Origin of the sequence: Saliterribacillus persicus, from assembly GCF_003337485.1 — a bacterium.
Lineage (GTDB): Bacteria > Bacillota > Bacilli > Bacillales > Amphibacillaceae > Saliterribacillus > Saliterribacillus persicus.
In genome coordinates this window covers 1-18,770 of the sequence record NZ_QPJJ01000026.1, presented here as the reverse complement: position 1 = coordinate 18,770, position 18,770 = coordinate 1, and the positions used below count along the sequence as shown (strand labels likewise).

Below are 18,770 nucleotides of genomic sequence, written 5' to 3'. Positions count from 1 at the left end.
ATACTTCCCCCTAATATGTCATTAGGGTTATTTTCTATCAAAAGTGGCTCAGTTTTCAATTGCTATGGTGGCTCACTTTTAAATTACCATATACACACAAAGAATGGAAAACAGCCGATTTCCAGGCAACAAGCTTACCGCATTATTCACCGGGCTGCAGAAGAAGCTGGCATTACTGAAAAAGTTGGCATGCATACGCTTCGAAAGACATTTGGTTTCCATGCTTACCATAAGGGCATTGCCATTTCCATCCTTCAACAAATCTATGGGCATACCACACCTGGTGAAACCTTACGTTATATCGGTGTTAACAAAAATCAACGATTATCGATCAAAGTTGATGTCAATCTATAATTCTGTATGATAAGGAGTTTTGGAGATAGATGAGTGATCAAACGTACTTTATTTTAATTTTAGGCTTATTATTTGTTATTGGGGTTATGACTACAAAATTCTCAAGTAGAATCGGTGTACCTGCATTGATTCTCTATATCCTTGTCGGTGTTCTCGTTGGAAGTGATGGACTGGGTCTGTTTTATTTTAGTGATTATAACTTTGCTCAACTAGTCGGGATGCTCGCCTTAGTCATTATTTTATTTGAAGGTGGGATGCAGACCAAGTGGGAAGAGATTAAACCGGTTATTGGGCCCTCGATCTCCCTTGCAACTATCGGGGTATTAATTACCACTATTATTGTAGCGGTGGCTGCAAAGTTCATTTTAAATGTATCGTGGCTTGAGGGATTCTTGTTCGGTGCAATTGTTGGATCAACTGATGCGGCAGCTGTTTTCGCTGTATTAAAGGGCCAAAATATTAAGACAAGAATCGAATCTACTCTTGAGGCTGAGTCTGGCTCGAATGATCCGATGGCGATGATCCTTACTATTTCCTTTATCGAATTACTTACAGTAGAAAGTGCTTCATATTGGAATCTAATCGGAGCTTTTTTCTGGCAAATGATCATGGGTTTAATCATTGGACTAGTAATTGGGAAAATTACTGTCTTTGCCATCAATAAAATCAACTTAGATTCAGGTGGGCTTTATCCAGTATTTGCACTTGCCTTCGCATTATTATCGTTTAGTGTGACCGATTTAATGGGGGCAAGTGGCTTATTAGCGGTTTATATATCCGCTGTTTTAATTGGGAATTCAGAAATCGCTTATCGTCATTCTATTTTCCGTTTCAATGAAGGATTTGCTTGGATCGCCCAAATTCTTATGTTTACCATTCTAGGGTTACTTGTATACCCTTCTCAGATACTTAATCTTGATATCATTGGAAAAGGATTATTAATCGCCTTGATTTTAATCGTCGTAGCTCGTCCAGTTGCGGTATTTATCTCAACATTTAAGCTTCACTATAGCCCAAAGGAACAGTTATTTCTATCATGGGCTGGTCTAAAAGGTGCTGTTCCAATCGTATTAGCCACCTTCCCTATGGCGGCAGGACTTGAAAATGCACAGCTTTTATTTAATGTCGTGTTTTTCGTTGTTTTACTCTCTGCTTTAGTCCAAGGTTCAACGATCACAATCCTTGCTGAAAAATTAGGACTTAGTGGTGATAAGAGACCAGAACCGATGCATAGCTTAGAATTAGTTTCGATTGGGAAAGCAAATGCCGAGATAATTGAATATGAGGTTGATGACGATACGGCTATTACAAATAAGTCCTTACTCTCGATTACTTTTCCTAAGGACGTTTTAATAAATGCCATTATCAGAAATGATCAGCTTGTCACACCTACTGGCGACACTATGATCCGTAAAGGAGATATCTTGTATATCCTTGTGTCTAAGCACAGTAAAAAGGCATTAAAAGCGATGTTAAAAAGAGAAGTATAATAAATATAGAGAATAAAAGAGTTGTTCAAAATCATAATAATGATTCATTGAACAACTCTATTTTTATCTCTCTAACTATAAACCCATTAGTCATGGATACTTTTTCTATCCCTCTTATCCTCATACATTCGATCATCTGCTTCCTTGAATAATTCGTCTAGGAACTCACCGTCCCTTGGATAGAGAGCGACACCGATACTCGTGGAAATCATTAATGATTGATCATCAGCAAATTCGAATGGCTCTTCTAAATTAGACCTTATCTTGTTTATCACATACTCTGTTTGTTTATCATCATCTAACATAATTACGAACTCATCACCTGATAAACGGGCAACAAAGTCTGATGGTCCAACACTTTTATTCAACAGCTCAGCAAAGTACTTCAAAACTTCATCGCCTGTATAATGGCCATACTGATCGTTAATGCTCTTAAAAGAGTCTAAATCCAAAATGAGAAGGACAAATGTAGCCTTATTTTTCAGCCAATTCTCTAAAGTATGGTTAAATGATACGCGATTATATATTTTAGTAAGATGATCACAGTAGGCCAAGTCATGAATCTGTTTCTCACGTTGTTTTGTTTTGGTTATCTCATGGATCATCAGTAACTGATAGGGATCTCCTTCCATTTCGGTAAACTCGGAACTAATCGCAAGCCATTTTAACTCACGCTTCTCAGTATAGAAAGAATGCTCTGCATTTTGAAACGGCTTTCTTTTTTCAAAATTATCAAAATATACTCTTAACATCTGTTCTTGTTCCTCATTTTCTAACCATTTGTAGATTTTTTGACCAAGAAGATCGTTCAAAGGCATTTCCAGAAAATCTGAAACTCTTGGACTTGCTTCATAAATCGTTCCCTTACTGTCTGTTATCATAATACCAATAGGTGCCCGATCGAATAATAGATTGTATCTTTTTTCATACGAAGGTAGAGAGTCATATTTATATACACTTATATAAACGGCAAATGCCCAAAAATTAATGCCAAATGGAACAAGAGAAAAACTATCCCAGTCTCCAGCCATCTCTCCAGACACAACAATAACTAAAGACCATAAGACAAACGAAACCAGACCAGTCAGCCAGATTTGACTTGGACGATTTTTCTGTAGAACTTTTGGTATTAACAGAGTAATCATTACTACTAAATAGAAAAACATGATACCAAAGTTTAAAAAGCCACCAGGACCTGGTAAAGAGTGCTCACTATAAACCAAAACCTCATCTTGATATAACCAACCATCAACTGGTAACAACAGTATATTGATTACAGGTGGAACGAAAAGCAATTTATAATAAAATGCATATTTACGCTTATAGACGTTTGTAATCAGGTAAACACCGTGTAAAAGTAATAGAAAAGTAACAAGAATTGTTGGAATTAGACCATACATAAAAACAACATTTGCTTGTTTAAGTGGTAAGATTGAAATTAGCAGAGCTGATTGTTGCCAAACAGCCATCGCTACAAATATCAATGCAAATGTCTTATACTTTATACTTCTGCGGTTCCCATTATATATAGCTGTAGCCCCACTTATTAATATAAAAGAAGATACGATATAAAGTATAGGTAAAAAAAACATAGTGATCACCCCTAACGAAATTTTTAAATAGAATAGAAAAATTCGGCATGCGATTATCTTTTAGAGGATACCAAAGTTCTACTTATCCTTTGTACATTCTAAATTTCCACTTCATCGAGTTACTTCATCGCTAAAATTTTATATTTTTCTATAAAAAAAGAAACCTCCGCTACAAAGGTTTCTAACTTCTCCTTATAAGCGCAACTGGCTGGCATTCATTACAATAATGATTAGCCCCTTTAGCTTTGCGTCCCCTTCTTTCGAAAGGTTTGCCAATATTTTAATTGTGACTATTTTCCTATAAATTTATCATAACACGTTTTATGGAAATTTGTCTATTTAATTTCGAGATTTTCACCTTTCCTTATAAGCATAACTGTCTGGCATTCATTACAATAATGGCTAGCCCTTTTAGCTTTGTGTCCCATAATTCCGAAAAGTTTGCCGATATACATATTATGACTATTTTCCTATCTCTTTATCGTAACACCTTTTATAGAAAATTCACTATTTAATTTGGATATTTTTACCTTTTTTAACAAAACTGAAACACCCCTAAGAGTAAGATTAACCAATCTCACTCTTGGGGGTGTTTTTATGACTAAAGATGATGATGGGCTTTAACTTGGAATTGTTGTTAGTATTCGCTCGACAACGATTTCGATTTAATTGGAAACGCTCTTCCTCTCAAGCTTATCCCCTATCGGACTCTAAACTAAACAATATTCTAATAATTGTGGTAGCATATTTAAAATTAATAATATTGCCATGAATTTTCGTATAATGGAATCAGATTGGGGTCAATTAAAGTATTAACACCGATTTCCTTTTTATCACCATTTTTATCAAAGATATTGTTATCTTCATCTTTTCCGAATATTGATAAACTTTCCAGAAGCTCATTCTCTAAATAATTGGTCTCTGCTGTAATATTTAATTTTTCCAAATCAATTGTTTCTCTACTTGCCATTACGAACCCCCAATTACCGAAACTCGGTATATCTACATGAAGATTTTCAACATGTAAGCCGGTTGCCGCTATCGTATTAGAAATCAACCAGTATACTTCTCTTGCGAACACCGGACTAGTAGCTTGTACCATCGCAGTTCCTGATGGATTCAAATGATTACGGACGAGTGAATAAAACTCCTTTGTATAGAGTTTATTTAAGCTTTCATTATTAGGATCTGGTAAATCAACAATAATTGCATCGAACCACTCTTCACTATTCTCTAAGTATTGAAACGCATCTCGATGGACAACATCTACCCGTTCGTCTTCTAGTGCATTTTCATTTAATTCTCTAAGGTGAGGATTGGTGTTAGCTAATTGAACAACTGCTGGATCTAAATCCACTAAGGTAATATCTTTTATTTCAGGGTACTTCAATAATTCTCTAACTGCCATTCCATCTCCACCACCTAGTACTAACACCTTTTCAGGTGACTCCGTATTTGCAATGGTCGGATGGACTAATACTTCATGATATCGATGTTCATCTATCGAGCTTAATTGCAATGCTCCATTTAAGTAAAGGCGAATGTCCTGATCCTGTTTAGTTATAACAATTTTTTGATACTTACTCTCTTCTAAATGTATAATAGGATCTTTATAAAGTTTTTCCTCAAAGGAAAGAGCAATCGATTCACCAAAAAATAATCCTCCAATAAGGAATACAGCAATAACTCCACCAACTAAGATGTGTAAGCCTTTTTTAAGTATTTCTTTTCGAAATAAATAAAGAACAACCAAAGCAACCATTAAATTAACTAACCCGACTAAAAATGCACTTGTCACCATACCTAATTGGGGTCTTAATAAGAAGACAAAAAGCAACCCTCCGATTAAACCACCAGCATAATCCGAAAATAAAACTCTTGCTGTGCTTTTTTGTAGGGTTACACCGATTTCATTCGCTTTTCGAATCAATATCGGTAACTCAACTCCAGTTAATGCCCCCACTATTAACGTAATGGAATACAAGAAAAGAGCATCAGTCCCAGATGAGAAAAAAGCAGTAGCTCCAAACATCAGAAAACTGGAAAAGCCCCCGATTAACGCTACAAAAAATTCTATGTAAATAAATGATAATACGAGATTTTTAGTGACCTTTTCACTTAGACTTGCACCGATTCCCATTCCTGTCAAAAACAACGAAATCGTCAGTGTATACTGCTTAACACCATCACCTAATATATAAGATCCAAGCGCCCCAAATAACACTTCGAAAATAATACCGCAAATAGAAACGATACCTGAAGCCCAATATATAAAATGACTTTGCTTTACTTTCATCTCTTCCATTTTTGCCACTCCATCATCTATGTACTAATTTGAAAAGCCTGACCAAATCAAAAAGGTCAGGCTTTCTTACTTATGTGATCGATGAACCTATAACAAATGCTAATCCGACAGAAACTCCAAAGGAAATAATTCCAACTGCAACATTATTTTCCTTTAACTGTTCCTCAACAGAAAACTTTCGTGTTAAACCTTCAAAAATAAGATAGGCTAATAATTGCAACACTACACCATAGGCACCCCAGATTAATGTCTCTACTACATCAATGCTGTGATAGATAGCAAATGCTAAAATAATACAGATACCGATGATTTTACCTGAAATCGACAAGGCGATTGCTTGATTGCCACTTTTTACTTGATCCCAATCTTTGTATTTAGTTGTTAACCACTCAAAAACGACTAAAGCTAAAACGACAACAATAATTGCTGCTGCAAAATAAATAAATGTAGAAATAAATGGTTCCATATCCAACTCTCCTTTTTTGATTATTTTCCGGAACTAGGGCCACCACCACGGGAATTGCCCATTCCTCTATTTGTTGTTACGCCACCTTTATTATAGCTTCTGGATGTGGAGTATCCTCCATAGCAATCGTTAGTGCCACAATAATTTCTGCGATTTGACACCCAATTGTTACCGAAGACGCCATCGAGCATTCTGATTGCAAAATATGTAGTTAAAAAATTAGGTGAATAATTATTTTTAACAAATTCTTCACTGGCTACCTCGATAAAAGTTGCGTTATCTATATCTTCACTATCTTTTAAGATGACAAACTTGTCAGGGTATACAAGGATTTGTTGCCCTTCTTTATATTCGCTGATTTCATCTGGTTTTTTCACTTCAGCTAATATATCAGCTAATTCCTCTACTTCAAATTGCAGGGTACCGTATACATTTGCAGTCGTGTCGTCACCTACAACAGAGTCAACGAAGGGAAAGTTATTCGATATTAATGCTTCCATATCCGAATTATTGTTGCTTTTCAGCTTATCAATAATTTCATCTTTTGATTCTGACACTTCTAGTTCCTCTTCTACAATGGCACCAGATTCATCAAATGCCGACATATTCGATAAGGCATTGGAACCACAACCAGCAAGGATAATCGCTAAAAATACTAAAATACTTATTACCATTATTTTTTTCACTTCTCGATTCACCTCCTTATCTTTATTATTATTCAAACGAAATTACTTCATGATAGCAATGTACCTTGTATGTATAAACAAACTAAACATGGTAGAAAGAACCTAAAGTCTAACCTTAGGCTCTTTCTTTGTATGTTTATTCTTTTCCTAATTTCTTTTTTAAAGCTGCCATTTCATCATCTACATCGTTATTTCCCAGTGCCTCAAATTCATCGTCAAGAGACTTGCTTTGCGATGACATATCATCACTAGTTTCTGCTTCTGCTTCAAATTGCATTACTTTTTCTTCCATACGTTCGAATCCACGTTTAGAATCATCGTTACCGATTGAAGACATTGTGCGATTCATCTTTGTGCGAGTTTTTGCTGATTCTGCTCTTGCTTTTAACGAATCTTTCTTCAGTTGCATTTGTTGGTATTCTTTTTTCATTTCGTCTAATTTTTCCCTTAGCTGATCTGCATCTTTTTTAGCGCGTTCCCATGAATCACTTAATGTGGTTGCCTTAGATGCTTGTTCTTTCTTATCTTCTAAAGCGCGTCGTGCTAAATCTTCGTTACCCGCTTCAATCGCTTTTTCAGCCTGAGCTTGACGTTTCTCTACTAAAGCCTGTGCATCATCTGATTTTCGTTTTAACATTTTTTCGTTTGCGATTTGTTTTGCTACTGCAGATTCTACCTCGCGAATATCAGATTCCATATCACGCATAAATTGATCTAGCATTTTAACCGGATCTTCCGCCTTATCTAACATAGAGTTTAACTCTGAACCTACTACTGTTTTTACACGTTTAAAAAATTGAAACATAATTATTTTTCCTCCTTTAAATATTTAAATGGAACCAGCAATTATTTTTACTTCATAGGGCTCAATCGAATAGCCAATACTTGCTTCAACATCACTATCCCAATCCTCTACACTAATAAATGATTCTTCCTCATCATCACAGTATTCCGCATAGTGAATTTGTTGTCCTGTTAAAGAATCACTTCTTCCTTCACCTGTGACTTGAGCATGACCACTTTCATCTAGAGCATAGGTTTTGTTATTAAATACAACCTCTTTTGGAAAATCATTTGCTACAGGTAACTGGATTTTTTCATAGATACCTAACTCTAATTCATCATCCATTTCAGCAGCTAACCAAATAGATTTACTTTCACCAAGTAATTGATAGCTATACCATTTATAGTTACCATCTTGATAAGTGATTTTCCCTACTACTTCATAGTCCGCTAAATCATATTCAACAATATCCCCTACTTGAATTGAAAGCAAATCCCTTTTATTCACAGTTGCTTTCTCTTCTTTTTTGCCAAATAATTTTGAAAAGAAACCCACATCGCACACCTCATTTCATTCTTTAATGGGTTGATACTCATATCTACGAATTGTTTCTAAAAAGGTTTCAATATTTCAGAAAAAATTTATTTTCGTATATTTGCCTCAATATATCTACCTTATCATAGTTCAAACGCTTATGGTAACGCTGATTATTTACTTTCCTGCCAAATGATACAAAAAAAGCGGATAAAATGCAATTGCATTCTATCCGCTTATTTCTAAATATTAATCTTCTAACCACTCAGTGTGGAAGACGCCTTCTCTATCTAGTCGTTGATACGTATGCGCGCCAAAGTAATCACGTTGCGCTTGTAGCAAGTTAGCAGGAAGTGTTTCTGTACGATAGCTATCAAAGTAAGCTAATGCACTAGCAAATCCTGGTACTGGAATTCCACGCTCCATTGCAATGGAAAGTACTTTACGCAAGGATTCTTGATAGCTTTCAACGATTTCCTTGAAATATGGATCAAGAAGTAAGTTAGTTAAGCCTGGCTCACGATCATATGCTTCTTTAATTTTTTGTAGGAACTGCGCACGAATGATACATCCACCACGGAAAATCATGGAAATATCGCCATAACGAAGGTTCCAGTCGTTTTCTTCAGATGCTGCACGCATTTGTGCAAATCCTTGTGCATACGATACGATTTTACTCATATACAATGCTTTACGAATAGCTTCTACAAGCTCATCTTCATCACCTTCATAAGGCTTGTCCTGTGCTGATGGACCTTGTAGTACTTTGCTTGCTTTCACACGCTCTTCTTTCATTGCTGAAATAAATCGAGCAAATACGGATTCTGTGATAACTGGTAATGGAACACCTAAGTCTAATGAGCTTTGACTAGTCCATTTTCCAGTACCCTTTTGACCAGCAGTATCTAGGATTACATCTACCATTGGCTTACCAGTTTCTTTATCTTTTTTCTTAAAGATATCTGCAGTAATCTCGATAAGGTAACTGTCTAGTTCTCCTGTATTCCATTCTGCAAATACTTTTTGTAATTGATCTGCATCATAGCCTAATACATTTTTCATAATGAAGTATGCTTCACAAATTAATTGCATATCTCCATACTCGATACCGTTGTGCACCATTTTAACGTAGTGCCCAGCACCATTTGGTCCAATGTATGTCACACAAGCATCGTTATCTACTTTCGCACTGATTGCTTCAAAAATTGGCTCTACTAAATCATAGGCTTCTTTTTGTCCACCAGGCATGATAGAAGGTCCTTTAAGTGCCCCTTCTTCTCCACCTGATACCCCAGTTCCGATAAAGTGAATACCAGATTCATCTAATTCTTGGTTACGACGGATAGTATCTTTAAAGAATGTATTTCCTCCATCAATTAAAATGTCGCCTTTATCAAGTAATGGACGAAGCGTTGCGATTGTCGCATCTGTTGCTGGTCCAGCTTGTACCATTAACATAATTTTACGAGGTTTTTCTAATGAGTCTACGAATTCTTCTATCGTCTCTGCACCATAGAAATTTTTACCTGCAGCTTCATTTTTTAAAAAGTCTTCTGTTTTTTGGTACGTTCTGTTAAATACAGAAAGTGAATATCCTCTGCTCTCTACGTTTAAAGCAAGGTTTTTCCCCATTACAGCGAGGCCGATTACCCCAAATTGTTGTTTTGACATAAATTCCATTCGCTCCTTTATATTTTTTCGCATACCCGACTTAGGGCTGCCATTTAACACAAACTACAATATGTACTTCCACTCTCTATCATACCATGAAATGAGCGAATTCTGTAGTCCTGCTAGTTTTTTTCTATCTATTAAGTTATTACAAGCGCAACAGACCTGCAAGTGATAGCCTCTATTTTTCTGAAATTTCCCTCTATTTCATAACACCCAGCGGCGAATCGCTTTTGCAACCCCAGCCTGATGGTTGGCATCTGTTACCCAGTCTGCAATTTTCTTTACCTCAGGCTGCGCATTATCCATGGCTATTCCAAATCCAGCTTGCTCAATCATCTTTCGGTCATTGAGACTATCTCCCATCGCCATTACATTATCCATCGTAATTCCTAATCGTTCACAGACCTTTTCAATCGCAACAGCTTTATTCACACCAATCGCATTAACTTCGATATTCGTTAAGCTTGAATTACTTAACTCAATATCATCATAGGTTGCTAATTCATCCATAATCTCTTTTCGAACATCATCTTTTTTGACGTCATAACCAAATTTCAACCATTGGTGGGCATCGATTTCTTCAGGTGCTTCTCCTCTAAATATCTCCTCTGTTGATGTTAGCCACATCCATGTATTGTGCTTTTTTTGTAAAGCTACTAATTTCTTTACTAAAGCAGGATCGATTAACTGTCTGGCAATTAATTCACCAGTCATTGTCCAAATTTCACTACCATTTACCGTGATTAGATAGTGGATATCCAATTCTTTAGCAATGATAGAACTCGTGCTAAAGTGCCGTCCTGTTGAAATAATGACTTCAATTCCCTTTTCTCTTGCTTCTATAATCGCTCGTTTATTTTCTTCTGATACCTTGTGTTTGTTATTTAGCAATGTACCGTCCATATCTAAAGCTATTAGTTTTATGTCTTTTTTCATCTTCTGCTCCTTTTTTTCGTGATACCTTTATTCTAACGAAAGTTTTCACCAATCTAAAGCAATTACCCTACTCCTAACTTCTTCCCTTATTTTTAAAAAATTATGTGCTAAACTATGATTAGCTGAACAGATTGATTAAATTATCATAATGGAGGTAACTTTTATGCAAAAAAGAGCCGTCGTAACAGTAGTTGGAAAAGACCAAGTTGGAATTATTGCAAATGTCACAACCGTCTTATCTGAAAATGAAATAAATATTTTAGATATTAGTCAAACTATTTTAAATGACTTTTTCACGATGATCATGTTAATAGATATTAAAGACACCAATAATTTGGCGCGTCTTAATGAAAGCTTTGATCCAGTTGAAAAAGAAATGGGATTAAAAATAAGCATTCAGCTTGAAGATGTGTTTCAAGCGATGCACCGGATTTAATGGGAGGTTCTTATGCCAATAGCATTTACAGAAGTACAAGAAACCATTCGGATGGTAGAAATGGAAAGCTTAGATATTCGCACAGTCACAATGGGAATCAGCTTGCGTGATTGTGCCTCGAACAATTTTGAAGATGTAAATAAAAATGTGTATCAAAAAATAACAAGCTATGCCAAGCATTTACGTTCAACAGCAGAAGAAATAGAAAGAGAATATGGTGTTCCCATTATTAATAAGCGAATCGCAATCTCTCCCGCAGCAGAACTTCTTGCAAATGCAACGAAAGAAGATGGGATTAGCCTTGCTAAAACATTAGATAAAGCTGCTGTTGATTTAGGCGTGGATTTTATTGGCGGTTTCTCTGCTCTAGTTCATAAAGGTATTTCAAAGGGTGATCAGGTTCTATTAGATGCGCTTCCAGAAGCACTTAGTGTAACAGAGCGCGTTTGTGCCTCTATTTCTGTTGCTACTACAAGAACAGGTATTAATATGGATGCGGTAGAAAAAATGGGACAAATTATCAAAGAAACTGCGGAGTTAACTGCAGAAGATAATAGCATTGGATGTGCTAAACTCGTGGTATTTTGTAATCCAGTGGAAGATAATCCATTTATGGCCGGTGCCTTTCATGGTGCAGGTGAGGGTGAAGCTGTGCTTAGTGTCGGGGTTAGCGGGCCAGGTGTTGTCTTACATGCACTTAAACGCTATCCGGATGCAGACCTAGGAGAGGTTTCTGAGGTCATTAAGAAAACAGCATTTAAAATTACCCGTGCTGGCGAATTAATTGGACGAGTTGTTGCAGAGAGGCTAAACGTACCATTTGGCATCATGGACCTATCACTTGCTCCGACCAATGCGATCAATGACAGTGTGGCTGAAATTTTAGAAGAAATAGGCTTAGAGCGTGTCGGAACCCACGGAACGATTGCCGCACTTGCACTCATGAACGATGCAGTGAAAAAAGGCGGCGCCATGGCAAGTTCCTATGTTGGCGGTCTTAGTGGGGCGTTTATTCCAGTCAGTGAAGATAACGGAATGATTCGCGGGATTGAAGACGGGGCGTTGACCCTTCCTAAATTAGAGGCAATGACTTGTGTTTGTTCAGTTGGGTTAGACATGATTGCACTGGACGGAAATGTTAGTGCAAACACATTATCCGCAATTATTGCTGACGAAGCAGCAATCGGTATGATCAATAAAAAGGCCACTGCAGTACGTGTCATACCTGTAATCGGAAAAGAAGAAGGTGAAGTCGTCGAGTTTGGTGGACTACTTGGACGGGCACCCGTTATTGGTGTTAGTAATTTCAGCTCCGATAAATTTATAAAACGTGGCGGAAGAATACCAGCACCACTTCAAGCACTAACGAATTAATGTATCAACAAAAGATATCGACAATGTGACTTACCAGACCACAAAATCCAGTTTTATTTTATACAGCGCAACATCTTAATGTCACATTTAAAAAGCGACAAACTCCTTCTACTTGGAATTTGTCGCTTTTTTGTTTATAAGAAAACTAAGCTTTCTTTTTTGAAAACTGATTCGCTAGAATAGTAATAGTAAATGCAACTAAACACGGTACTACCATGGCAATAATAAAACCAACTGAGTTATTAGCAAGAAATGGTGCAGTAAAAGTTGGTACATAAGCCGTTCCACGAACATCAAATAATCCGACTAAAGCTCCACCAATTCCTCCTGATATGAGAGCACCTGCAAATACCCATTTGCTAGAGAACATAAAGGGGTAAGCAGATTCAACAAACGTACCAAAGCTTAAATTGATAACAAATCCAGGCGCAGCTACTGCCGCTTCTCCTTTATCACGCGGACGAATAATATTTGCAAGGTTAATGCCTGCAGCAACCATTACAAGTCCCACCATATCCACCGCGCCTAAAAAGCTGTTACCCGTACGTTCCATCTCAAGTAGTACAATTGGTAAAATTGCCGCATGGTAAACACCACCGATAATTGCTGGCCATATTAATAATCCTGCAACTGCTCCTGCAAGTATAGGATTAAATGCAACTGCCGCTTCAATTAAATCCTTCACACCATCACCTAAGAACAAGGCAATTGGAGCTATAAAGTAGAATACCAATAAACCTGCAATTAATCCTGAGAATCCACCAGCAACGATATTAACAGTAGTCATTGGCACACGCCACTCGACTAGTTTTCTAAAAAATAATGGCACCAATAGTCCAGCTAAAATACCACCTATCATACCACCAATTATGCCTCCATCGACAGATAAGACACCCGCAATTACCCCTGCTACAATCGACACTTCGTCCAGTTCTGAAATTTGCTTTGCCGCAATTACTGCGATAATAACAGGTAATGCACCAATCAATATATCAAAAACATCACTTAATATACCTAAACCAGGAATCTTACTAAGAGCTAAAATAATGGCCATTGCGATAAACCCTGGTAAAGCAGACATCATAATGCCTCTGATATTTAATTTTTTCAACCCACCACTGTCATTACTTACTTGGTTGTTCACAGATCCCAATACAGGTCTGTAGGCTAAGTTAAATACCTTACTTAACGAAGTAATGAATGATACAGCTCTCGTTTTATTCGTTGTACCAGTAGTCCCTGAAGTTGCAATGACATTTGCTCCGATAGACTGGATCGATGCCATCGAAGTACCACCTGTCCCTACTATAGGAATTTGTTTTTCCTTCGAAGCTAAAATGGTTTGTGTATTTGCCCCAGTTGGATCACCACTCATCACAATTAGCCCATCAATTTCTCCTTGTTTAATTAAGGTAGCAATCTTTTGATCATGTTCAATTGCTTCCCCGTTTACTTTTTCTAATGTCTTCGAAGAACTATGAACAACCTCCCCATTTTGCAAAAACCATAGTGCAGCTTTTGTAGAATCCTTTGCTTGGTCCATCGATGTTTCAGCTGCAATAAACTGAATAGCACCAATTTCAATTGAGGCGCTCTCTGCTTGTTTGTCGATTTCTCCTAGTAAAGCCTGTGGATTTTTACCACCGAGATTAAATAAATTGCCTCCACTGCTCCCGATAATTGCGATCTTTTTCACGCATAATCCCCTCTTTTCTTGTTGTGTATATAAATCAATGACTATTATAGTCGAATTTTGTATACTACGCTACTACGGTAAAGCGCTAAAGGGATTAAAATTATTCTAATTTTTCAGAAAAAATTCAAAATTTAGACAAGTTTAAAACTATTGACGCAGGCTATTTGGCGTGCTATGATTGGCCTTATCAAAAATCAATCAAATAGCTCTTATCAAGAGAGGTGGAGGGACTGGCCCTGTGAAACCCAGCAACCGTCAGTATAACTGATAGGTGCTAATTCCATCAAAGCGACTAGCTTTGAAAGATAAGAGGACGTCACGATGTTTCGACATCATCCTTTCTGTCCTCTTGTGCAGAAAGGTTTTTTTGTATGCTCTGATCTGATAATACTTAAGTTATCAGCCAGTTAGAAGGGAGTGGAATCAATGATAGAAATCAAACAATTAACGAAACTTTATAAAACAAAACACCAACAAGTTCAAGCGGTAGATGATATCTCTCTTAATATAAATAAAGGTGAAATATTTGGTGTGGTTGGCTATAGTGGTGCTGGTAAAAGTACCTTTATCCGATTAATCAACCGTTTAGAAGAACCGACAAGTGGAACCATTAAAATAAATGATAAAGATATTACTACAATGGCACAAAGTAAGTTACGCAAAGAAAGACAAAAGTTTGGCATGATCTTTCAACATTTTAATTTATTATGGTCAAGAACCATATATGATAATATTGCATTCCCATTAGAAATAGCCGGGGTGCCTAAAAATAAACGAAAAGAAAAAGTACTAGAACTCATTAATTTAGTCGGACTTTCTGGTCGTGAAAAAGCTTATCCTTCACAATTGAGTGGTGGACAAAAGCAACGTGTAGGTATTGCGCGCGCACTTGCAAACGATCCGGACGTACTCCTTTGTGATGAAGCAACTTCTGCACTAGATCCTGAAACGACAGATGATATTTTAGATTTACTTGTATCGATTAATAAAAAGCTTGGACTAACGATTATTTTGATTACGCATGAAATGCATGTAATTCAAAAGATTTGTCACCGTGTTGCCGTCATGGAAAAAGGGAAAGTAGTGGAAACTGGTAATGTGCTTGAAGTATTTGTCAAACCACAATCCAAAACGACAAAGCGATTTGTTCAACAGTTAAACCCTCTCGAACAGCAGCAAGAAGCAATACAGTCGTTCATTAATTCGCGCGATGATAGTGAAGTAATCAAGCTCCACTTTATTGGGAACTCTACTAGAAGAGCGTTGATCAGTGAAATAAGTAAAAAATATGACGTCGACATCAATATATTACAAGGCTCTATTTCACCAACACAAGAAGGTGCCTATGGCACATTATTCTTTGAGATAAATGGACAAAAAGATGTTATCCATGATGCCATCAAGTACATCCAAGCATCTGGTGTGGAAGTCGAGGTGCTTAAACATGTTGAATGATTTGTTTCCGAATGTAAAAATGGATGATATGTGGGAAGCAACACGTGAGACTTTTTATATGATCTCGATTTCCGTTATTGGAACAATAATTTTTGGTGTTTTACTTGGACTATTATTATTTTTAACAGCACAGGGTAACCTATGGCAAAATAGATGGATTAATGGCTTTGTAGCTACAATTGTTAACGTCTTCCGCGCTATTCCATTCATCATTTTAATCTTATTGTTATTTCCATTTACGGATTTTCTTATAGGAACAATCCGCGGATGGGAAGCAGCACTTCCCGCACTGATTATCGGTGCCGCACCTTTTTATGCACGTCTAGTAGAAATTGCATTAAAAGAAGTGGATAAAGGCGTAATTGAAGCAGCAAAAGCGATGGGCGCAACAGGTCGAACAATTATTTTTAAAGTTCTATTGCCGGAGTCCATGCCTGCTTTAATTTCAGGCATTACCGTTACAGCTATCGCCTTAATTGGATATATTGCCATAGCAGGTCTTATCGGTGCTGGTGGCTTAGGGGACTTAGCATATATGCAAGGCTTCCAACGTCGAGATTTTGACGTCGTGTTCGCCTGTACTATTTTTATAGTCGTCATAGTATTTATCTTTCAATTCATTGGGGATATACTATCGAAAACGATAGATAAAAGATAAAGTGAGACTTGCATCAATGGGTTTTTTCCCAATGTTGCTTAACAAGACTGATCAGAATGTTAACGTCTGTTAAAGTCGATTCAGGCTTTAACGGATGGTTAACAATGATATAAATATAAAAGAAGAAGGGATGATTTATTTTGAAAAAAATACTAGCATTATTGTTTGCAGCTTTACTTATTTTCGTACTTGCTGCATGCGGAACATCAGAGAATGAGGAAACAGAAGACACAACTAATGGTACTGAGGAAGAAACAGAGGCAGGATCTGAAGAAGAAACAGAAGAAGCAGATGCTGAACCTACTACTATCGTTGTTGGAGCAACAAGTGTACCACACGCAGAAGTATTAGAAGAAGCGGCTCCACTTTTAGAAGAAGAAAATATAACCTTAGAAATCGAAACATACCAGGAATATGTACTTCCAAATGAAGACTTGGATAATGGGACATTAGATGCTAACTATTTTCAGCATATCCCTTACCTAAATGATCAAATGGAGCAAGTTGGATATGATTTTGTAAACCTTGGCGGTATTCATATTGAACCAATGGGTATCTATTCTAAAAACATTACAAGTGTTGATGAAATTCCTGAAGGAACAGAAGTAATCATGAGTCGTTCTGTAGCTGACCATGGTCGAATTCTTTCGTTACTTCAAAATGAAGGTAATATCACGTTAGATGACAGCATTGACCCTATCGCTGCTACTGTAGACGATGTTACTGAAAATCCTTTGAACCTAGAATTTGATGCAAGCATCGATGCGGGATTATTACCAGAATTTTATGAGCGCGAAGAAGATGCGTTAGTTGCTATCAACACAAACTATGCGATTGAAGCTGGATTAGCTCCTTCAGACGATGCTCTAATTTTAGAAGGTTCTGAATCACCATATGTGAATGTTATTGCTGCTAGAAGTGAAGATGAAGAAAGTGAAGCATTACAAAAACTTGTAGAAGTATTACGTTCTGAAGAAATTCAAAACTTTATTAGTGAAGAATATCAAGGTGCAGTCGTACCTGTTACAGAATAAGAAACATGTAGAGAGAAGAGTTTACCTCTTCTCTCTTTTTTATGTTTCTATATTTACTTAGAAAAAAACTATCACAGCACTAAAGCATACTCTCCGATTTATCTTCTGGCGCAATCTTACTTATTATTTTATTCATCACTGTTATCGCTCCAATTAATACAATTATAATAATACTATAGGAAATAAGGTTACCAATCCACTCAACTTGAATCTTATTAACTAACCAGTTACCGAAATAATAGATAAGGATAGTTGCAACAGCAACAGTCGCTAAGTAAGTTGCTATTATACCGATATGCTGATTAAGCTTTAATTTTTTAATTTTATCCTTATTTTTATGAAAAATAGTGATAATCCCTACAAGAGAAAAAATGATCGATAAAGTTTGAATAAACATAAATAACCATCCTTTTTTAAAATACTCTTATAATTGCTACGAATGAATGGCTCTAAAAGTTTCGTTTGAACTGTCTCAAGAAGCATTTATTTGATTATATAAAAAATACTTAAAGCAGAAAATTGCTTCAATTGTAACTTTGTTGAATCTTCCTATAATCAAATTTTTTTGAAGTCAGTTGTTCTATGATTTACTTTATACTTAATACTTTCATCTAAGTAACCCGACAAAATAACGCTAATTATCAATAAAAACTCTTTTATAATAAAATTATCATTCCTAAAAGAGGTGTATCATGAATAAGATTCCTACAACTTTTTTAAAAATATGTATTTTTATTATTGGAAGTCTCCTATTACTTTTTTGCATATTTGCTTTATCCACACTAGCAGTATATACAGCAGAATCATATCCTGAATATAGTCATTTAAGATTCCCAGTTTTAATTGGCATCTACCTTACAGCTATTCCTTTTTATCTAGGTTTATATGAGGCATACAAATTATTAATAATTATTGAAAAGAAGCAACCATTCTCTAATTTCACAAGAAAGTCTTTAACCAACATAAAGTGGTATGCGCGAATCATTGTCTTATTATATTTGGTAGGTATGTTCTTTTTAGGCTTCCAGAATGCCCTCCACCCTGGTATTGGAATCATCGGATTTATCATTATATTTGCTTCATCTATAATTTCTATTTTTGCAGAAGTATTAAAGGGGCTATTGCAAAATGCAACCTCTCTAAAGGCTGAGAATGATTTAACTGTCTGATTTAAATATCAAAAAAGCCACACTTCGTATGTTGATATGCTCCCCTTAAGGTAGACAGATTAAAAAATAAAAATCTGACTACAAAGGGGAGTATTTTTTGTGTCCAAAAGATCTTTTTCTGCAGACT

The 18,770-nt window shown here is 36.3% G+C and carries 18 protein-coding genes and 2 riboswitches; of the genes, 8 read left to right on the top strand and 10 right to left on the bottom strand.

The window, feature by feature from the left end; genetic code table 11:
• On the top strand, window positions 1-354 hold a 354-nt coding region (locus DFR57_RS17950; protein ID WP_147269794.1), incomplete at its 5' end, for a tyrosine-type recombinase/integrase.
• 29 nt (window positions 355-383) lie between these two features.
• Window positions 384-1,844: a potassium/proton antiporter gene (locus tag DFR57_RS17945; RefSeq protein ID WP_114354602.1), complete on the top strand. Its 1,461-nt coding sequence runs from the start codon at window positions 384-386 to the stop codon at window positions 1,842-1,844.
• 86 nt (window positions 1,845-1,930) lie between these two features.
• On the opposite strand, the gene DFR57_RS17940 is transcribed toward DFR57_RS17945, so the two are convergent.
• The 8 genes from DFR57_RS17940 to DFR57_RS17905 all read right to left on the bottom strand — a co-directional run bounded on the left by DFR57_RS17940 (window position 1,931) and on the right by DFR57_RS17905 (window position 10,821).
• Window positions 1,931-3,436: a diguanylate cyclase domain-containing protein gene (locus DFR57_RS17940; RefSeq protein WP_114354601.1), complete on the bottom strand. Its 1,506-nt coding sequence runs from the start codon at window positions 3,434-3,436 to the stop codon at window positions 1,931-1,933.
• Window positions 3,437-3,632: 196 nt separating this feature from the next.
• Window positions 3,633-3,720, bottom strand: a riboswitch (cyclic di-GMP riboswitch).
• A 470-nt stretch (window positions 3,721-4,190) separates the two neighbouring features.
• Window positions 4,191-5,741, bottom strand: coding sequence for a polyamine aminopropyltransferase (locus tag DFR57_RS17935; protein ID WP_114354600.1), 1,551 nt, complete (start codon window positions 5,739-5,741; stop codon window positions 4,191-4,193).
• Between the two features lie 70 nt (window positions 5,742-5,811).
• Window positions 5,812-6,207 (bottom strand): DUF350 domain-containing protein, encoded by a 396-nt coding sequence (locus DFR57_RS17930; protein ID WP_114354599.1) that lies wholly within the window; start codon window positions 6,205-6,207, stop codon window positions 5,812-5,814.
• A gap of 20 nt (window positions 6,208-6,227) precedes the next feature.
• Entirely contained in the window at window positions 6,228-6,893 is a 666-nt protein-coding gene (locus DFR57_RS17925) for a DUF4247 domain-containing protein (RefSeq protein WP_245937520.1), read from the bottom strand.
• Between the two features lie 136 nt (window positions 6,894-7,029).
• The gene (locus DFR57_RS17920; RefSeq protein WP_114354598.1) at window positions 7,030-7,698 is read right to left on the bottom strand and encodes a PspA/IM30 family protein; all 669 of its coding nucleotides are present in this window, start codon (window positions 7,696-7,698) and stop codon (window positions 7,030-7,032) included.
• A 24-nt stretch (window positions 7,699-7,722) separates the two neighbouring features.
• A complete protein-coding gene (locus tag DFR57_RS17915) occupies window positions 7,723-8,232 on the bottom strand; it encodes a DUF4178 domain-containing protein (RefSeq protein ID WP_114354597.1) in 510 nt (169 codons plus the stop codon).
• A gap of 228 nt (window positions 8,233-8,460) precedes the next feature.
• Window positions 8,461-9,882, bottom strand: coding sequence for an NADP-dependent phosphogluconate dehydrogenase (gndA, locus tag DFR57_RS17910; RefSeq protein ID WP_114354596.1), 1,422 nt, complete (start codon window positions 9,880-9,882; stop codon window positions 8,461-8,463).
• A gap of 207 nt (window positions 9,883-10,089) precedes the next feature.
• Window positions 10,090-10,821 (bottom strand): Cof-type HAD-IIB family hydrolase, encoded by a 732-nt coding sequence (locus DFR57_RS17905; RefSeq protein WP_114354595.1) that lies wholly within the window; start codon window positions 10,819-10,821, stop codon window positions 10,090-10,092.
• Between the two features lie 163 nt (window positions 10,822-10,984).
• On the opposite strand from DFR57_RS17905, the gene DFR57_RS17900 reads away from it, so the two are divergent.
• The gene (locus DFR57_RS17900; protein WP_114354594.1) at window positions 10,985-11,257 is read left to right on the top strand and encodes an ACT domain-containing protein; all 273 of its coding nucleotides are present in this window, start codon (window positions 10,985-10,987) and stop codon (window positions 11,255-11,257) included.
• 12 nt (window positions 11,258-11,269) lie between these two features.
• Window positions 11,270-12,631, top strand: coding sequence for a PFL family protein (locus tag DFR57_RS17895; protein ID WP_114354593.1), 1,362 nt, complete (start codon window positions 11,270-11,272; stop codon window positions 12,629-12,631).
• 145 nt (window positions 12,632-12,776) lie between these two features.
• Here the strand turns inward: DFR57_RS17895 and DFR57_RS17890 are convergent, their stop codons facing one another.
• Window positions 12,777-14,327: a PTS sugar transporter gene (locus tag DFR57_RS17890; protein ID WP_114354592.1), complete on the bottom strand. Its 1,551-nt coding sequence runs from the start codon at window positions 14,325-14,327 to the stop codon at window positions 12,777-12,779.
• A 206-nt stretch (window positions 14,328-14,533) separates the two neighbouring features.
• Window positions 14,534-14,639: riboswitch (SAM riboswitch) on the top strand.
• Window positions 14,640-14,753: 114 nt separating this feature from the next.
• Here DFR57_RS17890 and DFR57_RS17885 point away from each other — a divergent pair.
• The 3 genes from DFR57_RS17885 (at window position 14,754) to DFR57_RS17875 (ending at window position 17,474) form a co-directional block, all read left to right on the top strand.
• Window positions 14,754-15,782, top strand: coding sequence for a methionine ABC transporter ATP-binding protein (locus tag DFR57_RS17885; protein WP_114354591.1), 1,029 nt, complete (start codon window positions 14,754-14,756; stop codon window positions 15,780-15,782).
• Window positions 15,772-16,440 carry a methionine ABC transporter permease gene (locus tag DFR57_RS17880; protein WP_114354590.1) on the top strand — a complete coding sequence of 223 codons (669 nt, stop codon included), beginning with the start codon at window positions 15,772-15,774 and terminating at the stop codon, window positions 16,438-16,440. The genes DFR57_RS17885 and DFR57_RS17880 overlap by 11 nt, the downstream gene beginning before the upstream one ends.
• Before the next feature lie 140 nt (window positions 16,441-16,580).
• Complete coding sequence (locus tag DFR57_RS17875; protein ID WP_114354589.1) at window positions 16,581-17,474, top strand: MetQ/NlpA family ABC transporter substrate-binding protein; 894 nt, start codon at window positions 16,581-16,583, stop codon at window positions 17,472-17,474.
• A gap of 79 nt (window positions 17,475-17,553) precedes the next feature.
• Here DFR57_RS17875 and DFR57_RS17870 read toward each other — a convergent pair whose 3' ends face one another.
• Entirely contained in the window at window positions 17,554-17,871 is a 318-nt protein-coding gene (locus DFR57_RS17870) for a hypothetical protein (protein WP_114354588.1), read from the bottom strand.
• Between the two features lie 295 nt (window positions 17,872-18,166).
• Here DFR57_RS17870 and DFR57_RS17865 point away from each other — a divergent pair, with 295 nt between their 5' ends.
• The gene (locus DFR57_RS17865) at window positions 18,167-18,643 is read left to right on the top strand and encodes a DUF2975 domain-containing protein (protein WP_114354587.1); all 477 of its coding nucleotides are present in this window, start codon (window positions 18,167-18,169) and stop codon (window positions 18,641-18,643) included.
• Window positions 18,644-18,770: the final 127 nt, after the last annotated feature.